The sequence below is a fragment of the Sporomusa sp. genome (assembly GCF_035561155.1).
Lineage (GTDB): Bacteria > Bacillota > Negativicutes > Sporomusales > Sporomusaceae > Sporomusa.
In genome coordinates, this window is sequence record NZ_DATMYD010000011.1 from 1 (window position 1) to 22,752 (window position 22,752).

Sequence of the window (22,752 nt, forward strand, 5' to 3'; positions counted from 1 at the left end):
AGCTTCAGGTGGGGTTTTAACCCCATCTGAAGGTTAGTCGCCCTTATCCAGGGACTTAGCCGCTCGCCTGTGCCCTTTGGGTATAACTCCCACTTGTATACCCTAAAGGGCACAGGAAAGATGGGAGTCTTAGAGCGGGTTAGTCATCGGATAAAGCAAATTAGAATCATTTGATTAGTCACATCAGTAATTCCAACAAAAAAGGAGATACCATATGAATGTATTTGAAAAATCTTTAGCATTACACCAACAGTCACATGGCAAATTAGAGATGAATTTGCTGCTGCCGTAGCCTTAGCCAATAGCGTGCCAACTAACGAACTTACGGCAAGCAGCATCTTCCCCAATCCCTTGGATCCCACAATACCGTCCATCGTGGCAGATGCAGTTGCCAAAGCAGCCATAAAGACTGGAATAGCAAGGGTAGAATATCAGCCATAGTCTATTATTAAATGAAGAGGTAGATACACTCATGAAAGAGCAACAAAAATCGCAACACATCGTAATCGTCGGTGCCGGTTTTGGTGGAATCCGGGCAGTCCGCGCATTACGTGAAGCTGATGTACAAATTACTCTAATTGACAAGCATAACTATCATTTGTTTCAGCCGTTATTGTACCAAGTTTCCACTGCCACTTTATCAATTGATGATATTGCCTACCCTGTGAGGGCTATGATAAAAAGTCAAAAAAATGTTCTCTTCCGGATGGGCGAGGTAACCGGTATTGATTTGGAGCGCAAATCGGTTATTCTTGATACCGATGAAATAAAATATGATTATCTGGTATTGGCTACAGGCGGAACTACAAATTACTTCGGGATTAAATCTGTTGAAAACTATAGTTTTGGTATGAAAACACTGGATGAGTCAGTAACCATTCGCAACCACATACTCCATCAATTTGAATTAGCTTCCTATGAAAAAGATAAGGACAAGCGGCGAGCATTATTGACTTTTATTATTGTTGGCGGCGGACCTACCGGCGTAGAGTCTGCCGGTGCCTTATCTGAGCTGATTTATTTAGTTATGGCTGAGGAGTATCATAATCTAAATTTTAAAGAGGTGCGCATTGTATTAGTTGAGGCTTCAGATAAAGTATTGGCGTCTATGCCGGAAGAATTACGAGAAGTTACCGTCGAAACATTAATCCGCAAACATGTTGAAGTACGGCTTTGCGTACAAGTCACTGAATATGATGGTGAACGTTTAACCCTCAAAGGTGGCGAAATCATTCCCACACATACAGTCATCTGGGCAGCTGGCGTACAAGCAGTTCCCCTTCTAGACAAATTGAATATTAAACAAGATCAAGCTCGCCGTGCCATCGTCAATGAATATTTACAATTGCCAGACCACCAGGAAGTCTTTGTAATCGGCGATTCCGCCCGTTTCGAGCACAACGGGGGACCTTTGCCAATGATTGCACCTGTAGCGATTCAGCAAGCAGATGTTGCAGCAAAAAATATAAAAAAGCTAATTAAGGGAAAAGTACTGGAAAAATTTGCGTATAAAGATGTAGGAAGTATGGCAACAATTGGACGAAACGCAGCCGTAGTTCACATGGGGCGTATTAAATTAAAAGGATTCTTTGCCTGGTTAATCTGGTCTCTTGTACACATTTTGCGGTTAATTGATTTCCGGAACCGTTTTGTCGTTTTTATGAAATGGGTATGGGAATATGTATTCTATGACCGCCTTGTTCGGATCATTACGCGCCAATAAGAATCCTACTGTTTTACCTAAACCGATCCTCTGCCTGAGGGTCGGCTTTTTTACCTATATATCCCGCATTAAAGAAGTTTGCAGACACAGGTGGGTGGTGTATTGTTAACGCGTTGTATATAGTCTACTATACATAAGCAGATAACTGACAAACAACAGCAATACTACACCAGTAGTCCCGATGGCGCTATAAGTGGTAACCCCTTTTTGGGCGGCAAGGGTATACAGGCCTACGCCCAGGCACATGAATGAGTTTTCAAAAAAATTCTGCACGGCGATGGTCTTCCCTTCCCCGACAGTACGATGCCCTACCTGCTGTAGAGAGGCATTCATCGGGACAATATAGATGCCGCCCAACACCCCTATCAGTAGTAAAAAAATAATAGCAGTTTGCAGACTTTCAATGAGAAGAAACGTGAGTATACACCCGCTCATCGCATAGCCGAACCAGACAGTACGGTGATAGTTTTTAATCGTTATCAGATAGGGAGTGATTGCGGCCCCCACCGCGATGCCCACCCCGGTTACGGCAATAATGAGGCTGATTGAAGTACCACTGGTGATTCCCAGAGTAAGAGGCACCCAGGCAAAAATAATCATACGCAGCACGGCAGATGCTAACCAAAAGGAGCCGCTGCCTATCAGCGAATAGTGACTTTGGGGATTCCTCAGCAGGGTAACAATATCAGAGTAAAATTCACCAATTGCGTTTTGATAGCCAACACTCCGGTTGCCGGGATTCTTAGGAATAATGGTGTTAACAGCAATCGAGGCCCCGTATAATACTAAACAAGCACTGAGCGCCAGAGATACTGACAGGTCAGATAACATACCACCTGCTACAGAGCCAGTTAAAATTGCCAGGATGGTATAGCTCTCTAAGCCGGAATTGGCTCTAAGCAGTTCATCCTCATTACGGGTAAGAAAAGGAAGTATCCCATATTTAGCAGGGCTGTATATGACTGCTCCCAGGCCTACCGCCGCATAACTTAACGCAGGATTGCAGCCCGCAAACAGAAGCAGCACCCCTCCGGCCTTTACGATATTCCCGATGATCAACACTTCAGGCTTGGTCTTTCTGTCCGCAAACCGACCAACCCACGGCGATAAAACAATATAAGAGGCCAAAAATGTACTCTGGACAAAAGGTAAGTAATAGTCGGGATAACCATCCCTTTTGATAATTGCCAACACAATAAACAAGATCATATTATCGACAAATGCGGATAAAAATTGGGCCGTAAACAACGCTTTTAGCGGTGATAACCTAAGCATCTTCTTTCACCTCGCTTATCCCCCAGCTCTTAAGAGTAACATAGTCGATTTTCCCGCTGCCCAATAGGGGCAATTTATCAACCACAATAACCGCTGCCGGCATTGCCAGCATACTCTGCCGGGTCTTACTCATGAATTCCCGCAGCAGCTGTTTCGATGCATCTTTGTGCATAGTATAGAGGATCACTTTTTCGCCCTTCTTGGTATCTGGAAGATTGATGGCCGTATTGCGGTCTGTACCAAAACAGCTTTCAGCAGCTTTTTCCACAGCGTCTAGACTAACCATCTCGCCTGATATCTTGGCAAATCGTTTCAACCGTGACCGGATTCTGATAAAACCAGCTTCATCGATACTGACCACATCGCCACAATCATACCATTCAGGGGCCGGCACGAAGCCTCGCCCAGGCAATAAGTACCCGGCCATAACGTTAGGCCCTTTGACAAAAAGATTGCCGCCTTCAGAGATACCTGGGATTTCTTCAGTACGCCATTCGATACCGGGGAGAAATTTGCCTACTGTACCGGGTTTGCTAAACAGCGGTGTGTTTAGACTCAATACCGGAGCTGTTTCTGTAGTACCATACCCCTCAAAAATCCGTACACCAAACTTTTCCTGCCACAAGCTGCGCACTTCATCGTTAAGCTTTTCTCCCCCGGCCAGCACATAACGCAGGCTATAAAAGTCGTAGTGATGGGCAGATTTCCCATATCCGTGCAAAAAAGTCGGCGTTCCTAAAAGCAGCGTGATATTTCGATCATAGGCAATTTCAGGAATGGCTTTGTAATGTAGTGGTGTTGGGTACAGAAATACTTTAACACCGTTAAGAACCGGCAGCAGTGTACCGGCAGTTAACCCGAAGGAGTGGAACATGGGCAGAGCATTCAGCATTTTATCACGAGGGGTATAATCGATCACACTAGCTACCTGATTGATATTCGCGAGGATATTGGTATGGTGAAGTACTACACCCTTAGGTTTGCTCTCACTGCCGCTGGTAAACAGGATCAGTGCGGCGTCTCCCACCGCAGTTTGCCGGGTGAGATAGTTATATAGGGCACTTAGCTTGTCAGCAAGGCTGATTTGCTGCTTAATATCTTCCAAATAAATGAGTTCGAACCGGGAGGCTAACCGTGCTTCTAACTCTTCCAAATGCCCTTTTGCGATAAAAGCCCGCGAGGTTAAGATTTTTTTTAATCCGGCGGTCTCGACACAATCCAGATTGTTTTCCGCTCCAGCACTAAAGTTGAGGATAGCCGGTGTTTTGCCGATGCAAAAGAGAGAAAATAGTGTAATCAGGTGTCCGATCGAGTTAGGCAACATAACCCCAACAGGGTGTTCCCCTGGTAACAGTGGCTGCAACTTTGCACCTAAAGCATAACTGCTCATTATTGCCTGACGATAACTGACCGTTCCCCCGATGTCCTCGGCCATATCCTTTCCCATGCCATGGATTTGCCCAGCAGCCAGTAGTTTATCAAAAATATTTGTGTATTTGTCTTGTTGTTGCCTAGCCTGAAACATGGCTTGTTGCAGTAAGCTCAGTATCCGGTCACTAATCTCCCGCTTCTGCAGACGAAAGCTTTTACCTGCAGCAGCCAAAAGCTGCTCCCGTGAAGCAACGTAGATGGTTACCTGAGGAAAATATTGCGCTTTAACCTTATCTTGCACCCGCGACAGCCTTGATCGTTCCGGTCCGCGAAAAATCACGGGTTGAATAAAAGCTCCTGTTTTTATAGCGATAAAGCCCACACCGCTATAGATCTTCATCAGGTTGCCGGTAGTAGTAATACGGCCTTCAGGGAACAGTACCACCGGGTGTCCAGCCTTGATAATCCCGACGATCTTCTTGAGCGAATAGGGGTTAAACGGGTCGACAGTTATATGGTTGACCCATCTCAGGATAAAAGAAATCTTGGCCGCTATCGTTGTGTTGACAACAAAGTAGACCTCCCGGGGTAGGTATGCATATAACAAAATTGCATCAAGAAACGAAACATGGTTAGGCATAATAATGCTTGGACCGCTAAACTGGAATCTCTCTTTACCAATCACCCTGGTTTTAAATAGGAATTGAAGTAGCCAACGAAGGATCGTTCTCATGTTTCTCCCCCCATTTTGTCGGCCTACAGCGCAATTTTTGCCGTAGGGATTTAATTATTAAATAGTACGACTCTACTAAGTGAACATTTTGCGTACAAGATTTGAAATCTTTGTTTTTAATTCAGCAAACTCCGGTAATACATCATAAAAATACGGGTATTGATTCAACGGTTGCAGCATGAGACCAGTATAGACTGTTACCCAAAAATACACATCCTGACGGGGTATTTCTCCTGTTGCCATCCCGTCTTCCAGTATTTTACGAATAATGAAATGCGGCTTTATCTCCTCTTCTACCAAATCCCAGAAGGAGTACTGGGACAGCAGTGCAAAGCGGATTTCTGAGGGATATTCTTGATATAGATCGTAGGTTATTTCCGCAATGCGGCAAAGCTTGGCTATAGCCCCTTCCATACTACTGTCGACCCGCTTCAAACGACCTGTGTAGTCAGTTACAATTTCCTTAAAAATATAGAGCGCCATATCGTCTTTTCCTTTAAAATGCTTGTAAAGGGCTGCCTCTGATACGCCGGCTGCTTTCGCTATATCCCGTACCGAAACAGCATCATAGCCCTTTTCTGCAAATAGTGTAAGACTCGCTTTAAGGAGATCTCCTCTTTTTCCGTAGTTTGCCAATAATTGTTGCATACTTTTCACCCGCTTAAGTTAACATTCGTTAACTTAACTGTACTATAATAGCTCTTTTTTTGTCAAGAATCTTTTGGGGAAAATTGTTTTTACCTCTTCATCCTTACTTACCTCAGTGGAGATAGTTGGCGGCAGTAACATAATGCCTGCTGCAGCTGCCAAATGCTTTAAGGTATGACCACTAATGACCTCGTTTGTCAGGTTAAATATGAGACCGTCGTTCAACTCAAAACCTTTCGCAATGATATAACTAGCCAGCAACAGCCAATAGGGCCTATCTTGCCTTGGCGTTTTCGGAAAGAGGAGGAGCATTAGCGGTATCAGGACCATCGGAAGATACTGAACGACTATATAGGGACGTAAGTCGCCAAAACCATGCTGCTCTGACAGCCACCAATAAAATACACTGAACACACCGCTTATAACCAGAGGTACGAAAAGCCGCTGACCAAATTTAACACCTAAACGTTCTGCACATACACAGGCAGTCAAAGCGGAAAAACATAATGTCATAGGCAGCCGGTCCCAGACCAAAGTATTATTCGAGGGCAGCCAATGATAATAACCAGACCCTAAACCGACAAGCACAACCGCACTGAAAAAGAATCTCCACATTGAAGTAACTGCCGATTTCGGCAGCCTTCCCACCTTCATAAGTCCTATGAGTCCTGCAATAACGAAGGCCATGTTAGATAAGACATTTTGTGCGTTTACAATCCCCCACCATGCCGCATCATCGGCAAAAGCGTGACAGGCTGCCGCCTGCGGAATGGGCGGTTGAGTTAGCATCACCCCCATTGCAAATAGTACAACAACCCCGATACAGCCAAGCTTCATCTTAGTTGACATGCTATCCCTCCAATCAAGTTAACGTTCGTTAACTTGATTGTAATAGATTTCCACTCCGGTGTCAATAACCAACTTAAAAAGCTTGTTTTCAGCCTCTAACCTTATCGCTTTGGCACATACGCATTAATTAATAAAAAGGGGCTGTGTAAAAAACACAGTCCCTTTCGCTTGCCTAACACCCAGAGCCTCCCCTATGCCATCTCATCCATCAACAAAGACACCGAGATGTTTTCCAGAGGCTGCTCAACTAACGTTCTATTGGCTAATTGCGGTAAAGAGTCTTCAAACGTCCTACGCTCAGTACGATAAAATACACCAATAGGAATTTTATCCCCCCATTGGCTGGCAACAGACGTTGCTTTATCATGATCCGCAGGATCATACTCTGGCAGCGTATCCAACCGGTAAACACGGTCCTGATACCATTTATAGGTGTTAACATGATTAAAGGACACACAGGGCTGGAGAATATCAAGTACCGAAAAACCTTTATGCTTTACTGCCTGTGCCATGATATCGGCAAGCTGCGGATCAGCGGCAGTTGACCGTGCAACCCAGGTTGCTCCTGCCTGCAAAGCCATCTGAACAATATTGATCGGCTGTTCCACATTGCCTTGTGGCGCAGGAGTAAATTTTGTAACCGTACCTAAATCACTGGTCGGCGAAGCCTGCCCTTTAGTTAGGCCGTATATTTGGTTATTATGGATGATGTAGGTAATATCAAGATTACGCCTGGCTGTATGAATAAAATGTCCCATCCCCAACCCCATGCCATCACCATCGCCGCCTTCGGCAATGACAGTGAGCTGATGATTAGCCAGTTTGACGCCAGTGGCAACAGGTAGTGTTCGACCATGGAGGGTTTCAATCCGGTAGGAATTAATATATTGGGAAATTTTACTGGAACAGCCAATCCCAGTTACCAAAGCAAGCTGCTCCGGGTCCAGCGCCAACAGCGAAAATGCCTTTTTTAATGCAGTAAATATGCCAAAATTACCACAACCAGCACACCAGGTGGGGACAAATTGTGTTTTTAGAGCCTCCATCTAAGATAGTACCTCCTTTATTTCTTCTAGTACTAAAGAAGGGACAAATGGGCGTGAGTCATATTTTAAATAACTTTTATCTACGGCGAAACCGGTATGGGCCCGGATCATGGCCGCCATTTGCGCTGTTTTATTTCCTTCTACCAACAACGTCTTTTTGCTCAATTGCAGGACAGACTGTACGGCTTCAGCCGGGAATGGAGACGGATATAAAATCTGCAGAAAATTAACCGACCTGCCCTCTTGATTTACCGTGCTTATCGCCTCCAAAATGGCACCTTTGCTGGAACCCCAGCCAATCACCGTGAGTTCGGCCTCCCGTGGGCCGTGAAGTTTGATTCCCGGGATGTCTTGTAATATAGCAGGAACCTTACTAAACAACTTATCAAGCCCATCAGCAGTTACCTGTGGCTCTGTTTCAGCATATTCACGGTTGCCCGAGCTATAAAAACCGTCTTCTCCGTGAGTATAGCTGGTAACAATATGCCGCCCCCCTTTTTGTCCGGGAATTGCCCGCGGTGAAACCCCATCAGGAGTAATGCGGTAACGCAAGTAAGGCTGATGTTCACTAAGCCATGCTTCATCTACCAGTTTTCCGCGATCAATCTGGAGCTGCTTATCTTCAAAGTAGGGATGTATCACACTGGAATCAGCCAAATACTTATCTGTCAAGATAATACCAGGCACTTGATATTTATCCACAAGATTAAACAGACGAAACGTTTCAGCGAAACATTCCTCAATATCGCCAGGCGCAACAACAATTCGCGGAAATTCCCCCTGTGAAGCATAGACAACAAAATTCAGGTCAGCCTGGGCAGTACGGGTCGGCAAGCCGGTACTGGGACCACCTCGCTGGGCCTCAACAATTACCAGCGGTACTTCTCCCTGGGCAGCGAACCCCAGTGCTTCTGTCATCAGGGCAAAACCGCCCCCGCTTGTGGCGCCAATGGTTCGGACACCGGCAAAACCGGCTCCAATTAGCATATTGACTGCCGCGATTTCATCTTCAGCTTGTTTAAACACCAAGCCATATTCTGTGGCATGATCAGCTAAATAGGTTAAAACACTTGAGCCTGGTGTCATGGGATAACCGGCAGCAAATTTAACTCCCGCTTTTATTGCCGCCATAGATATGGCATCATTACCGTTCAGGAGCATCTTTTTTTCGCCGTCAGGCTGGAAAGATAGCGGAAATGCTTTATGCTCTGCATATTGCTGCTTGGTTAGGTCAAAAGCTTGCTGAAGTAACTCAAGATTTTGCTGCAAAATATTTTCTTTTTTAAATTCTGTTCGCATTATACCGGCTATGATCTCTAAGGGAAATCCGGACAGTGCACAAAATGCTCCCAACATCGCGCTGTTTGCCATCACTTTAGCCGCTTCACCGGTAAGGGAACCAATTAGTTTAACAGGATATAGTTTTACCCCTGCTGGAACTCTTGCCATATTGGGCTTGACTGCTTCACTGTCATATAGAACCGCCGCTTCAGAGTCCAGCTTCTCATAGTTCTGATCCAATGCTTCCTGAGATAATGCCCCTAAAAAGTCTAACCGCTCCTCATGGGCTTTTATCGGTCTGCTATCAAAGCTTACAGTACAGGTATTGAGCCCGCCCTTGATTAATGAAGGGTATTCATTAACTACAAATGCCCATAATCCATTACGGCCTGCCGCTTTGGCAATCATCGTGCCTGCGCTCATTATGCCATAGCCTGCTTGCCCGCCAAACATAACGGTAAATGGTTTTCGCCACATACAACATCCTCCGCTCTGTTTCTTATTATGCCAGACTGACTGAAGTACCTTACTTTGATCACTTTAATAATAATTATTAATTGAATATTATTCGACGTCTTTATTAACCTACCTGCCAAAAAAAGTAAGATTGATAAATTTTCTTTCACAACAAAACAAGGCCCTGAACTCCTCGTATTAGAGTTCAGGGCCTCACTATGATCTATTACTATTTCAGCACTGGCAGTTCTTGTTCATAGGTAAGTGTATATCTATCCTTCTCTGTGTGGCAGAGCGTATGCTCATCGTTCAATCGGTCTGGGGCGTATGAAAGAAGCCGTGTGGAATTAAGTACTACTGCAAGGGTACTTGCATTATGCAAGATGGCTGCTAAGAAAGGAGATATTAATTTAGCCGAACCAAGCCCTAGGCCGATGATATTGGCCCCAATGGCAAAAAGAAAGTTTTGCCGGATAATCAATAATGACCGTTTCCCAAGACGAATGACTTCGACAATTTTCTCCGGATTGTCTTCACGCAGAACAATCCCGGCTGTTTCAATGGCCGCATCTGCTCCTCCTACCCCCATGGCAATCCCAACGTTTGCAAGAGCCAGTGAAGGGGAGTCGTTGACACCGTCGCCGACCATCCCAACTACATGACCCTCGTCTTTTAAGGATTTTACTAATTCAAACTTCTCCTGTGGGAGCATATTTGACCAGACTCTATCAATTCCTAAGTGACTAGCCGTTTCCTTTACAACTGCATCAGTATCACCGCTAACGATGCCGATGTCGATAACGCCCTCAGATCTAATGTCACGAATGGCTTTTACTGCATTTTTACGTAGAGCGTCCTTTATCGCAATAATCCCTATAACCTGAGTCTCGCTGGCTACGTACACCAGCGTTGAGTTTTGCTCAAGATCGCGGATCAGCACAGGAATTGGTGGAGGAATCTTAATACCTATCTCACTTAAGTAAAGGGAGTTGCCCACATAAATAGCTGTGCCATTTACAGTAGCCTTTACACCGCGCCCAATCGTCATTTCACTATTGGGGATGCAGGGAAGCTTTATACCCTGATTTTCTGCAGCCTGTTTAATAGCATCGGCCAGCGGGTGATTCGCGTTTGCCTCAGCCGCAGCGGCTAAAGCTAAGATAGAGTTTGCGTCATGTCCCTGATTAACTGGAACAACCTCTACCACAGTAGGTTTACCTTCTGTCAAAGTGCCTGTTTTATCAAATAGTAAACAATTTATTTTGCCTGCTTCTTCAAGATAGCGACCACCTTTAACAAGTATTCCTCTGCTGGCAGCGTTGCCAATTGCCGCGCTCAGAGCGGTCGGTGTTGCCAGGCCTGCCGCACAAGGGCACGCAACAATGAGTATCGTCATTGTACGTCGTATATCCCGTGTCAGCAGGAATACAATCAAGGCCAATAGGAAGGAGGCAGGAATTATCCGGGCAGAATATTTATCCGCCATGGTCTGTATCGGAGCTCTGGATTGTGTAGCTTGTTCAACTAGATGGATGATGCGCGCAACAGATGTTTGGTCACCCACTCGTTCGGCTCTAATATATAAAGTGCCTTGCTCAATGGTAGAACCTGCTAGAACTCGATCACCCTGGTGTTTATAAACAGGTATAGGTTCTCCGGTTAAAGCGGCTTGATTTACAACTGCTTCTCCGTCAACAACGGTCCCGTCCACAGGAATCTTACTACCTAGTTTTACCGATACTGTATCATTTTCTTGCAACTGGGGTATTGGGACTAATACTTCCTGTCCATCCACAACGATCCATGCGTTTTTCTGGTTGCCTTCAAGCATAGCTCGAATTGTTCGACGCGATTTATCTAGTGTTAACGTTTCTATTAGTGTACTTAAGTTAACCAACCATACGACAACTAAACCGGTGGCTCCTTCTCGCAATAGTAGAGAAAGGACAGTTGCTGAACCGATCAAAATTTCATTATTTAATTTGCGATGTAGAAAGAGACTTTCCAGGCCACTGCGTAATATGGGAATAGCCGTAATCAAGGTGAGCAGACTTAATTGACGTTCCAGCACCAGAGAGAGAGGACCGCGACGCCGAAGATGGTGAAAAAGATGATAAAGTAACCCTAGACCGCCCAGAACGACCAGAGCTATTTGGGTAGGGATGGACATATCCTCTAACTCAAAGGGCTTTTTCTTTTCTATATATATTTTTTCTACAGTTGCGGTTTTTTGCACCGGAATTTCACAGGAAACTCTATGTATCAAAGAGCATAGCGCCTGTTCAGAAATAATGCCTCTGTCATAATAGATTAATACTTTACCTGATTTGGGGTTGGCTGTACATTCTTTAACCCCGTTTTGTTCCCTTAACAATACGTCAAGCTGAGAAGCAAGGCGAGGATTACATCTAATCTGTGGCATATATACACGAATGCGTCCGGGTAACTTGTGAACAATCTGCGGGTATCCTTGAGACAAACAGCTTCCCTCCTTACGAGGTCTAAAAAATAAAGAAAACACGGCTTGCGCCGAGCCTTTGGCGAAAGCGGAAGCCGATGTTGCCCTTATCCAGGAGAAAGTATACTTTCTATCAGGATAAAAATAATCCCAGACACTGGGATTATTGAGTGTCTAGCAAGGCCAATGCCCCACTAGGAAGTATTATATGGAAGTTATTTAGGATTATACTGCAGCCTCTGAAATTGGCAGATACGAATCTGCTTTGTATAGTAAGAGCTGCTCCTGAACCTGCTGGATTAGTAAAGCTTCCCACTCACATAAAAAATTAATAATATACCCTCTGATTCGTTGAGAAAGGTCTACCAGCGCTACGTCTAGCTGATGTTTAGGCGAACATTGGAAAGCGTTTAGTGTCAAAGTCGCAACCTCAACTTTAAAAGGAACTAAACTTTTTTTAACAGGTTTTAACGCATGATCCCAGGCTTTATTTCCTAGGAATTCGATACAACGAGCCATACGTACTGTAGAGCGATGCGTGTCAACGATAGCCTGCAAAGGTCTTAAAGAAAGACTGGGAAAAGGACCTTTGAAAACTAGCTCCTTTTCTGATGGCAACCCATGTCGCCGGACATGAAAGTTCAGATGCTCTAAAAGCCGATTAAGCGCATTCCCTTTTTGTAACTCAAGTAATACTAATGGCCACTCCAGGGAGGTTCGGTTGAGAAGGCCTTCTGCTAACCTATGGACCTCGTCTGTCCGAATCCGGGAGCGTATTTGATGAAACTCCCAGCGTATATCCTTTATGCATTCTCCGACCAACGAGTCTATAGGCTTTATATATACTGACATAAGCAGGAATAGCCCCCTTGCGATATCGATAATCATTATCATTAGTATAGAACAGGTGGGAGTATTAGTCAATATCTAGCTGAAGAAAATACACTCCCTACCAGTTTACAGACAGAGACTTTCTTATCAAACTGGCACTATACCACTGTCTATCAATAGAGAGTACTATCCAAAGTTGTAGGTAGAAAGATTCAGAGCCCGGTTACGCGGGGAGGGATCAAAGTTAACCTAAAGTTAATCTATGTTTAACCAAAACAGCGGCCAATTGCGGTACACTAAAAACAGAATACTACATGAAAGTCGGTGAATCTTAATGCGCCTGGCCTTCCAGCAATCTGAGGTGCGAAAATTAAAGACCCGATATCATCGCTTTCAGGAATTATTTATCTTTGGTGAAAAAATCATTACTTCCCATCACAAGCTAAAAATAATGGCCGCTGAATCACATCGTAGGAAACAAGAATGGAAACGGGTAATCGCAGTAACGACTTGCCGTCAGTTCGTTCGTCTATTGGTTGATGCTTCGTTAGAAGAGACCCGGAGCAAGATTACACCATTTATTGTTGATATTATATCAGGTAAAGAATTTTACAGCGCGGACTCCTTTCGCCGTAGAATTATTAGTCAAGATGAGGTTCAAAAGCTGCTTTCCCTGATAAGTCTACAGATAAGTACTACCTTATCGATACCGCCCGAGCATTGTACTACTGCAATAAAAGAAAGTATGATCGATCCGGCATCTTTTATTGACGGTTCTGCAGGTCTAATCCAACAATATAAAAATACTATTATAATTACTAAGAACATCGCTAAAGTCACAGAAGCGGTTTGTAATAAAAGCCTGGAAGAATTTACTCTTCCCTGGCTTGTAAAGAAGGTATCAAAAAAGCTAAGCTTAGGCACAGCCTTGTTGAAAGTAACAAACTGTCACCCGGCAGACCAAGAAAAACGTTGCATAGCTGATATATCACAATGCCTGACTGGAATTCTAGACAGCTTCTACCAGCAATTGCAACACCAATGTATGAAAAATATTGCGAAATTGATTTATTCCTCTCACGAGTCATGTAAACAAGTACCATCCCGGCCTCACCATTTATATCTAGTAAAAAAAACCAGTTCATCGTAATACGATGCCTGGTTTTTTTGATAACCTCAAAAAAATGTATACTATAGACAATCATGGTAAAAATATCCTTGTCTACGACAGTGAATAAAAGCTGTAAAGGGGGGATATAATGCCTGATATAGAAGCACACCCGGATGATGAACGTGAAGCACAGTCATACGCCAACCGCGAAGCGCGATATGATACTAACCGCGAACCACGGTACGATACCAACCGTGAACCACGGTACGATAATAACCGTGAACCACGGTATGATGCCAAACGTGAAACGCGGTATGATACCAACCGCGAACCACGATATAGTGCCAGCCGCGAGGCACGATATGATACCACCCGTGATCCACGGTATGAGTCAAGATACAGCCGCAAACAGCGCATGCGCGAGTTAGCTATGGAAACCAGTAATGAAGAATCGGTCCTGGGGCTGGAACAGGTATTTGAGGCTAAGTTGGCTGCGATACGCATCTATGAACAAAGATTAGGTACAATTACTGATCCTTATGCGCGTAGGTCATTGCAACAGATGATACGTAAAGAGCGGGCAGAGTTACTGCATTTAGCCGAACTTACCGATTTAGTAGAACAAAGCCCAGAGATGACTGGCCTAGCCAGAACCAGACGCCGCGTTAACCATGAGGTCAAAATGCGTACAGGCCAGGACATGACGTTCTGGTTAGGAGCTGCCGTTGTGGGAGCAGTCCTACTTCCCAGTGTCAGAGACAAACTACGCCCCTTAGCTGTCAAAGCAGTACAAGGTGTACTTGGGTTGACAGACCAAGCCCAAGGCATATTTAGTGGTATGCGTGAAGATATTGAAGACCTGGTAAGTGAGGCACAATTTGAACGTTTTAGAGACTCGCTTGATACTGTAGTAGAAGAACCGGTTGAACCGGGAGGCACAAGCTGAGGCTATTTTAGACTGGCTATGTCCAATGAGTGTGTCAGGAGGAACAATTGGCTACTATTGAATTGCTGCATCAGAAAATCCAAAATGCTAGCCGTGAGTTGCAAGAAGCCATTGATATGAGTGTCGAAATAAGACGCCAATCCCCCCAGGCTAAGGGAGAAGTAGTAACAATCTGGGAAGAATTCTTGAGCCAGTTTTTTGGGTATATTAAGAAAAAAAGTAAAGATTCGAAAGATAACTTACTTGCGGGTATTTCCTGGACACGCTTGAAGCTCTTTTAGTCCGAGGTATTCCCAATTGGCGTAAACAGCAAGGAGATCATCCTTGCTGTTGATTTTTTAACCACATTTAGGTTCAAAAGGGAGGAACTTTCCAGTGCCAGCAGTGATCGCAACAAGTGAGTACAGATTGATTCCAGGCCGCTTACGGATATCGATCACAGAACTCCGTCAAGATCCTAAGTATGCTCAGAATTTAGCAAAACATTTGCTGGGTGAAAAGGCCATTCGGTCAGTCACTGCAAACCCGTTAACAGGAAGGGCACTCATTTACTTCGACCACGCATTATTAGGCGTAGCGGAGATTCAGCGGTTGATTTCCGCTGCCAGTCAGGCTTATTTTACCCTGGAGTCCACTCCACAGACACTAAAGAATACGATAGTCAATACGACGCATGCGCAGAACAAAACCCATACCATGTATACCTTGGCAACAGGCGGAGTTTTGGCGGCTTTAATATTAAAAAGGTTGATAGCTGGAAAATCGCCGTTATCCTCCTCTACCCGCGTATTTAATCTTGCAGCCCTTACGACGATTATTGCCGGATATCCAATTTTGTACAACGGATTTGAAACATTAGCTAAGAAAAAAAGAATTAATCATGACTTAGTACTGTTTCTGGCTACCCTAGTACTCCTGGCGATGCGGGAAAGCATCACGGGATTATCTGTTCTCTGGCTAGTACACCTAACCAATTTATTTAGATTAACTATGCAAGTTCGAAACACCGGGTATATTAATCACCTCCTTACGGACAAGCAACAAAAGGTATGGCGTTGGGAAAATCGGCGAAAGAATTTAGTTAAGTACAGCGATCTTCAGGAGGGAAATATCGTTCTTATTCACCCTGGCGAGAGTATCCCTGTTGACGGGCAAGTCGTAGCCGGAAAAGCCTGTGTAACCCAAGCTGCCATGTCTGGTGACTATCAGCCACAGCTTAAAATTGTGGGAGATATGGTATATGCAGGTACCCAAGTTCAGGCGGGGTCGCTAAAAGTAAACGCTGATAAAGTTGGCAACGCAACTTCAATGGCGCAGATTGCTTGTTTGGTAACAGAAGCTCAGGTCAAAGCAACGAAAAGTCTGCCACCGAATCGGTATGCCGATACACTTATGTGGTGGGCGATAGCAATTTCAGGAACTGTCTTTTGGCTGACACGTGATGTGATGCGTAGTCTGGCCGTACTGCTTACCGGCTGCCCTGCTGCCATTGCCTTATCGCGTAATGCTGCGCTCGGAGCGGCAGTTTCCACAGCGGCAGAACAAGGAATTTTTGTAAAAGAAATTGAGGCTATAGAACGCGTTGGACAGGTCGATACCGTTTTGTTTGATAAGACAGGGACATTGACGACAGCGTTACCTCAGATTACCGAGATCATTTCGTTAACTCCAGACTATAATGAAAATGAAGTATTGGTTCTTGCTGCTTCAGCAGAAAAATCCACCAGTCATCCGCTGGCCAGAATGCTGCTGAGCGAAGCTCAAAAACGGGATCTTGCTTTAATACCGGCTAACAGTCGATCGCTTTTTGGTTATGGTGTACAAGCCATCATTGGCGAAAAGACAATTGTTATCGGCAATCGCCTCTTGATGGAGCGAAAAAAGGTTCCGTTCTTTCGGGCAAAAGCCACAGTCATGCGCTTAGAACATTTAGGAAACAGCATTTTATATGTTGCAGTCAATCGGCGGCTCGTCGGCCTGATAGGTGTAAGCGACATGATTAAACCCGAAAGCTACACAGCCATTCGCCAGCTCCGGTCCCTGGGAATCAAAGCTATTAGTGTTATCACTGGAGATTCTCCCTACGCTGCGGAACACATATCTACCGAGCTCGGTTTGACGGAGGAGTGGCACTCAATGCTCCCCGAAGCAAAAATGCATGCAATTGAAGAAATACGTCAAACCGGCAAGCAGATTGCCATGGTAGGAGACGGAACCAATGATTCTCCTGCCTTTGCTGCCAGCAATGTCGGAATTGCCATGGGTATGAGCGGGACGGCACAGGCAATCCATGCAGCCGATATTGTAATTGCCAATGATGATCCTCGAAAGGTACCCCAAGCAGTACGTCTCGGTAGACACACAAACGAAGTGATTAAACAGAATTTGGCGCTGTCTGTTGGCTCGAACATAGTGGGCATGGCACTAGCTGCTGCCCGTTTGATATCGCCGGTGACAGCAGGCTTACTGCTAAATGTCAGCACTTTGGCAGTAATTTTTAACTCAGGACGCTTGCTGTCACGTAGACGGCGACGCGAACAAGTACAAATGGATCTCCAACGGTTTTCACAAAAAAACAGTATGGCAAAGGCGTGTTCCGCCTCAAAAAGTAATGTAGTATGCTTTCCCGGTAACAACAACTCATATAATAATTCCGCAGATACCCAGAATTCCTGGCATGCGCAAGCCTCGACCAGCGTGTGTGACATGCTGGAAACCTCCAGTCAGTTTGGTCTTACTGATCATGAGGCGCAATTACGTATTGGCCAATATGGAAAAAATGCCCTGCAAGAATCGGAAAAACCTTCGTTCTGGAAGTTATTAAGTGCTCAATTTAAGGATTTCATGGTTCAGGTGTTACTTGGGGCTGCAGGACTTGCCTTTGCCATTGGTAAAACAAGAGACGCTATGCTCACAGTGGGGATTGTAATAGCAAATGCCTTCTTGGGTGTAATTCAAGAGAGGAAAGCAAGTAGTTCCCTTGAGTCCCTTAAAACACTATCAGCTCCTCAGGCTCGTGTTACAAGAGGAGGACGAACTTTCAAAGTATTTGCCGAAAACCTGGTTCCCGGGGATATCATTGTTCTCGAAGCCGGCGATCGTGTACCTGCGGACGTACGACTGCTATCTTGTTCTCATTTGGAAGTGGAAGAATCAGCACTAACCGGCGAACCATTGCCAGTACGTAAGGAAGCCAACACACTCTGTCCGCAGGAGTATCAGTTAGCGGATCGACGTAATATGGCGTTTATGGGTACTAGCGTAACACGTGGCAGGGCAACAGCGGTTGTAATTGCTACTGGTATGGCAACTGAAATGGGGAAAATTGCTTCGCTGATTCAAAGCCACAATGAAGAAACCACCCCTCTGCAACGGCGGCTTGAGGAACTGGGAAAATATCTGGTGTATGGCTGTCTTGGCGTATCCGGTTTAGTATTTTTAATTGGACTACTTCGCGGCCAAACAACTCTCACTATGCTTCAGACTGCGGCAAGTCTGGCAGTAGCCGCAATACCGGAAGGCTTAACAGCCATTGTCATCATTGCTTTAGCTATGGGCGTCCAGCGCATGAGTAAGCGCAATATCATTATCCGCAAACTATCTTCCATTGAAACACTTGGTTGCGCAACAGCCATTTGCTCAGACAAAACCGGTACGTTAACCCAAAATAAGATGACTGTACGGGAAATTTATACCCTTGACCGTACTTGGCGAATAACCGGCGAAGGGTATATGCCCTGTGGCTGTTTCCAGCTTGACAAGACCGCTATTGTGCCTTCCAGCAATATAGAATTAATGGCAACACTCAGAAGTGGCATCCTTTGCAACAATGCCCGGCTGGTAGCAGACTCCTCACCCACAGGCAATGTAATTGCTATTAATAAAACCAGGCAAACAACCTGGGCCATTGATGGCGATCCCACGGAAGGCGCACTTGTCGTCGTTGCCGCCAAAGCAGGCCTGAAACAAACGCAACTGGAAAGTACTTATCGACGCTTAAAAGAATTGCCTTTTGAAGCTGAACGGCGGATGATGTCTGTCGTTTGTCAGGAAAAACAGGCTCTGCCAACCCTCTACTGCAAGGGGGCAGCCGATAAAATTCTATCGATTTGTACTCATTATGTCAAAGACGGTCAAACTCTGCCATTAGACGCTATTTCCCGGGAAAAGATTGAGCAAGCCAACCTGCACATGACAGGCAAGGCAATGCGTGTGCTTGCCTGTGCGTACCGGGATCTACCGCATTTTCAAGATGAGGAACAGGCTAATGATCTGGAAGAGCAGCTTGTCTTCTGTGGTTTAGTTGGTATGATTGACCCACCCCGGCTGGAGGTGCCTAAGGCTATCACTAAATGCAAGGCTGCCGGGGTCAAAGTCATTATGATTACCGGGGATCACCCCCTGACCGCCAAGGCCATTGCCTGTGAGTTAGGTTTGATGGGCAGCACAGAGCGAGTCGTTGCGGGCAATGAATTAGACATCATGTCTGATGCTGAACTGGCAAAAATTGTGGCAGATATCAGCGTATATGCACGAACATCGCCGCAGCAAAAGTTACGTATTGTTAAAGCGCTAAAGAGCAATGGTTTTGTTGTGGCCATGACTGGAGATGGGGTAAATGACGCACCGGCCGTAAAGTGCGCCGATATCGGCATAGCTATGGGTATTATGGGGACTGATGTTACCAAACAGGCGGCAAGTATGACATTGGCGGATGATAACTTCGCTACCATAATACGAGCCATGGAAGAAGGACGCTCTATATATACCAACATTCGTAAAGCCATCCGTTATCTAGTCGCAACCAATATAGGCGAGGTTGTATTGATGCTGTTGGCCGCAGTTATCGGCTTGCCGTTACCGTTAATCCCGTTACAGTTGCTCTGGCTCAATCTGATCGGCGATGGATTACCGGCTATTGCCCTTGTTAATGATCCTCCTGCCAAAAACATCATGACTCAATCGCCGAAAACAGCAGATGAAAGTGTGTTTTCTGGTGGATTAGGACGTAAAGTCGTTTCGCGCGGTATAATTATCGGCGTCACAAGTTTAGCGCTATTTGCCTGGAAACTGATTAATACAGGCAATTTGACCCTTGCCCGCACCATCGTGATTGCGCAACTGGCGCTTAGCCAATTTATTCACCTTTTCGACTGCCGGATCGAGCGGGAAGCGGGACAGGTTGGCATCTTCAGCAATCCATGGCTTATTGGCGCGTTTTCACTTTCGCTGGCCATGGTCGTTGGGATTATTCACCTGCCTTGGCTTCAACCAATTTTCAGTACTGTCGCTCTGACAGGCAGTGAGTGGTTGATAGCTGCGCTTTTAGCCGGACTCACCTCTATAGCGGATTTTGGCATCGAAGGTATTATTGAGAGAAGCGGCAAAAAGAATAGATTTATTCCTATTGCAGATACTAAAATTCAGGAGGTGGTGTGATGCATTGGTTGCTCATGCGTCCGGCTGTTAGCTGGGGTGCTTTCCTACTTGTCCACGCCATTGGAATTCCACTTGTTTACGGTTTAGGTAAGGCTTGCGGAGTAAGAGAAGCTAACAAAGAAATGATCCACGACCCGGAACATCTATAAATAAATACCAAACCCTCCGAATTATCTCGGAGGGTTTGGTATTTAATCTATAGCTTTTGATGAGGCAAAGTTACTTTGTCGCGAAGAATCCGGACCAATATATGTTGTTGGGGCTTCAAGTCCATCGAGGTATATCAGAATCGGCATCGTCAACAGTTGTTTTTTTCCCGTCATCTGGTTCTGATTGATTTACTCCGCGAAGTTGTTTAGCTTCATCCACAATGTCCTTGAACTCATCGCGGACAGACTTTGCTTTTTCTTGCATACTCAGTACTCCGGCGGTCGTAGCCACGGCAATTCGACGTCCCTTTACTTTGGCAGAGGACCGGAGTGATTTAATCGCCGCGGCGGGACAAGGGCACTCACCAGTCTCACGTGCCTCCACTACTATGTCTGAAGCTTTGTCTCTCATCTTTGCGGTTAGGTTTTTTACCTCATCGCTGACAATTAAGGCCCCCTTTGTTGCTTTGACCGCAAAAGTACGTAGCCCTCGACGGACTGGGGGCAAGGTCAGCGCAAGCGCCGTGCCGCTAGCAATTAGCAATATGGGCGAGCTTTTACTAATTATTCGAGCTCCCATACGTAATATGTTCATAAGGCACCTCCTTATACTTAGTTTAATTTTCCCGTAAAATAAAGGTTTATGTGTTCAAAGTATAGGATCGGGTGCAGTGAACATTTTTGCATTATCTCAAATTATAATGTTTTTACGGCATCCATAATAGCATCAGCCGTCAAACCATAAAATTGGAACAATTCATTCGCAGAGCCTGAACGGCCAAATTTGTCCTGTACGCCCAGCCTGATTACTTTGGTTGGTGCAGCGAACGAAACTACTTCGCAAACCGCACTTCCCAAACCACCGATAATGTTGTGGTCTTCTATTGTCACAATACCTTTCGTTTCTTTAGCTGCCTTTATAATTGCCGCTTCATCCAGCGGTTTTATGCTATACATATCAATAACCCGGATGTTAATACCCTCTGCCGCTAATTTGCTTGCAGCTTCACGTGCTTGGTAAACCATAGTGCCGCAGGCGATCACAGTTGCATAATCCCCGGAAACCAGTTCCTTACTGCCACCAATGAAAAATTGCTCGTCTGCAGCATAGAGTGCTTCATTAGCATCCCGCCCTACCCGCATATACATTGGCCCATATTCCTCGCTCAATACCTTTACCAATTTGTTTGTTGAGATATGATCTGACGGAACCAGTACTTTCATATTAGGAAGACAGCGCATTGTGGCAATATCCTCGATAGCCTGATGGGAAGCCCCATCACCGCCAGTTTCGATGCCAGCGTGGGTAGCTACCACCTTAACATTTAAATTAGGATAGCATATTGAGTTTCTCACTTGTTCCAAAGCCCGCAAACTGGCAAAAACGGCAAACGTACTGGCAAACGCAATCTTGCCGGTAGTTGCTAAACCGGCAGCAATACCGATCATATTTTGCTCAGCAATACCACAATCAAGATACCGGTCAGGGGCTACGTCCTTAAACTTAATGGTGTTCGTCGCTTTACCCAAATCCGCGTCTAAAACAACAATTTTATCGTTGACCTTGCCTAGTTCAGCTAACGCTTTACCATACGCAATCCTATTCGCTTCCATTATTTCGCACCTCCCAATTCAACCAAAGCCTTAGCCAATTCAGCTTCACTAGGAGCTTTACCATGCCAATCTACTTGGTTTTCCATGAATGAAATACCCTTGCCCTTAACTGTTTCGGCAATAATCGCTACAGGTTTACCTTGATGATCAGCATCATCCAGTGCCTTGGCAATTTGCTCGATATCATGGCCGTCAACATAGATCACATGCCAGCCATTGGCCTTAAACTTCAGACCAACATCACCATTACACATTACACATTCATTTGTTCCATCGATTTGCAGATGGTTATTATCAACGATTGCGACTAGGTTATCCAGCTTAAAATGCCCGGCACTCATAGCCGCTTCCCATACCTGTCCTTCCTGACACTCGCCGCAGCCTAATAAGCAATATACTTTATAGGCCAGCTTATCCAATTTTGCAGCATAAGCCATTCCGACAGCGGCCGATACACCTTGTCCTAATGAACCTGTGGACATATCTAACCCAGGGGTGTTTTTCATATCCGGATGGCCCTGCAGATGGCAATCCAGCTTACGCAGATTCCTTAAGTCCGCTTTAGGGAAAAAGCCTTTTTCCCCCAATGCAGCATATAAAATCGGACAAGCATGCCCCTTACTCAAAACAAATCTGTCACGTTCCGCCCAGCGCGGATTGGCGACATCCACTCTCATTTTATAAAAATACAGGGTTGCCACAATATCGGCTGCGGATAATGAACCGCCTGGATGCCCTGAACCTGCACAGTGTATCGCCTCCAGCGCCGCCATGCGCATATTATTGGCTTTTTCTTTAATTAAATTAGTATCTAACAATGAA

The 22,752-nt window shown here is 45.3% G+C and carries 17 protein-coding genes; 6 read left to right on the plus strand and 11 right to left on the minus strand.

What is annotated here, in order from left to right; translation table 11 throughout:
- The first annotated feature begins 472 nt into the window (after positions 1-472).
- The gene (locus VN447_RS02085) at positions 473-1,723 is read left to right on the plus strand and encodes an NAD(P)/FAD-dependent oxidoreductase (protein WP_325522313.1); all 1,251 of its coding nucleotides are present in this window, start codon (positions 473-475) and stop codon (positions 1,721-1,723) included.
- Positions 1,724-1,828: 105 nt separating this feature from the next.
- Here VN447_RS02085 and lplT read toward each other — a convergent pair whose 3' ends face one another.
- The 8 genes from lplT to VN447_RS02125 form a co-directional block, all read right to left on the minus strand.
- Complete coding sequence (gene lplT, locus VN447_RS02090; RefSeq protein ID WP_325522315.1) at positions 1,829-2,998, minus strand: lysophospholipid transporter LplT; 1,170 nt, start codon at positions 2,996-2,998, stop codon at positions 1,829-1,831.
- Complete coding sequence (locus VN447_RS02095; protein ID WP_325522317.1) at positions 2,991-5,102, minus strand: AMP-binding protein; 2,112 nt, start codon at positions 5,100-5,102, stop codon at positions 2,991-2,993. The genes lplT and VN447_RS02095 overlap by 8 nt, the downstream gene beginning before the upstream one ends.
- A gap of 75 nt (positions 5,103-5,177) precedes the next feature.
- Positions 5,178-5,750, minus strand: coding sequence for a helix-turn-helix domain-containing protein (locus VN447_RS02100; RefSeq protein ID WP_325522319.1), 573 nt, complete (start codon positions 5,748-5,750; stop codon positions 5,178-5,180).
- A gap of 42 nt (positions 5,751-5,792) precedes the next feature.
- Positions 5,793-6,599 carry a ceramidase domain-containing protein gene (locus VN447_RS02105; RefSeq protein ID WP_325522321.1) on the minus strand — a complete coding sequence of 269 codons (807 nt, stop codon included), beginning with the start codon at positions 6,597-6,599 and terminating at the stop codon, positions 5,793-5,795.
- A 191-nt stretch (positions 6,600-6,790) separates the two neighbouring features.
- A complete protein-coding gene (locus VN447_RS02110; RefSeq protein WP_325522323.1) occupies positions 6,791-7,645 on the minus strand; it encodes a 2-oxoacid:ferredoxin oxidoreductase subunit beta in 855 nt (284 codons plus the stop codon).
- Entirely contained in the window at positions 7,646-9,403 is a 1,758-nt protein-coding gene (locus VN447_RS02115; protein ID WP_325522325.1) for a 2-oxoacid:acceptor oxidoreductase subunit alpha, read from the minus strand.
- 208 nt (positions 9,404-9,611) lie between these two features.
- Positions 9,612-11,861, minus strand: coding sequence for a cation-translocating P-type ATPase (locus tag VN447_RS02120; RefSeq protein ID WP_325522327.1), 2,250 nt, complete (start codon positions 11,859-11,861; stop codon positions 9,612-9,614).
- Between the two features lie 204 nt (positions 11,862-12,065).
- Positions 12,066-12,692, minus strand: coding sequence for a hypothetical protein (locus VN447_RS02125; protein ID WP_325522329.1), 627 nt, complete (start codon positions 12,690-12,692; stop codon positions 12,066-12,068).
- Between the two features lie 313 nt (positions 12,693-13,005).
- Between VN447_RS02125 and VN447_RS02130 the strand changes: the two genes are divergently transcribed.
- The 5 genes from VN447_RS02130 (at position 13,006) to VN447_RS02150 (ending at position 20,316) form a co-directional block, all read left to right on the plus strand.
- A complete protein-coding gene (locus VN447_RS02130; RefSeq protein WP_325522331.1) occupies positions 13,006-13,821 on the plus strand; it encodes a hypothetical protein in 816 nt (271 codons plus the stop codon).
- A 109-nt stretch (positions 13,822-13,930) separates the two neighbouring features.
- Complete coding sequence (locus tag VN447_RS02135) at positions 13,931-14,728, plus strand: hypothetical protein (RefSeq protein ID WP_325522333.1); 798 nt, start codon at positions 13,931-13,933, stop codon at positions 14,726-14,728.
- 47 nt (positions 14,729-14,775) lie between these two features.
- Positions 14,776-15,009, plus strand: coding sequence for a hypothetical protein (locus tag VN447_RS02140; RefSeq protein ID WP_325522335.1), 234 nt, complete (start codon positions 14,776-14,778; stop codon positions 15,007-15,009).
- A 94-nt stretch (positions 15,010-15,103) separates the two neighbouring features.
- Positions 15,104-20,167 (plus strand): heavy metal translocating P-type ATPase, encoded by a 5,064-nt coding sequence (locus VN447_RS02145; RefSeq protein ID WP_325522337.1) that lies wholly within the window; start codon positions 15,104-15,106, stop codon positions 20,165-20,167.
- Complete coding sequence (locus VN447_RS02150; RefSeq protein ID WP_325522339.1) at positions 20,167-20,316, plus strand: hypothetical protein; 150 nt, start codon at positions 20,167-20,169, stop codon at positions 20,314-20,316. Before VN447_RS02145 ends, VN447_RS02150 begins: the two co-directional genes overlap by 1 nt.
- A gap of 115 nt (positions 20,317-20,431) precedes the next feature.
- Here VN447_RS02150 and VN447_RS02155 read toward each other — a convergent pair whose 3' ends face one another.
- From VN447_RS02155 to VN447_RS02165, 3 genes are all read right to left on the minus strand, one after another.
- Positions 20,432-20,911, minus strand: coding sequence for a hypothetical protein (locus tag VN447_RS02155; protein ID WP_325522341.1), 480 nt, complete (start codon positions 20,909-20,911; stop codon positions 20,432-20,434).
- 101 nt (positions 20,912-21,012) lie between these two features.
- Positions 21,013-21,930 carry a transketolase family protein gene (locus VN447_RS02160; RefSeq protein ID WP_349255154.1) on the minus strand — a complete coding sequence of 306 codons (918 nt, stop codon included), beginning with the start codon at positions 21,928-21,930 and terminating at the stop codon, positions 21,013-21,015.
- Positions 21,930-22,748: a transketolase gene (locus tag VN447_RS02165; RefSeq protein WP_325522344.1), complete on the minus strand. Its 819-nt coding sequence runs from the start codon at positions 22,746-22,748 to the stop codon at positions 21,930-21,932. Before VN447_RS02165 ends, VN447_RS02160 begins: the two co-directional genes overlap by 1 nt.
- Between the last annotated feature and the right edge of the window lie 4 nt (positions 22,749-22,752).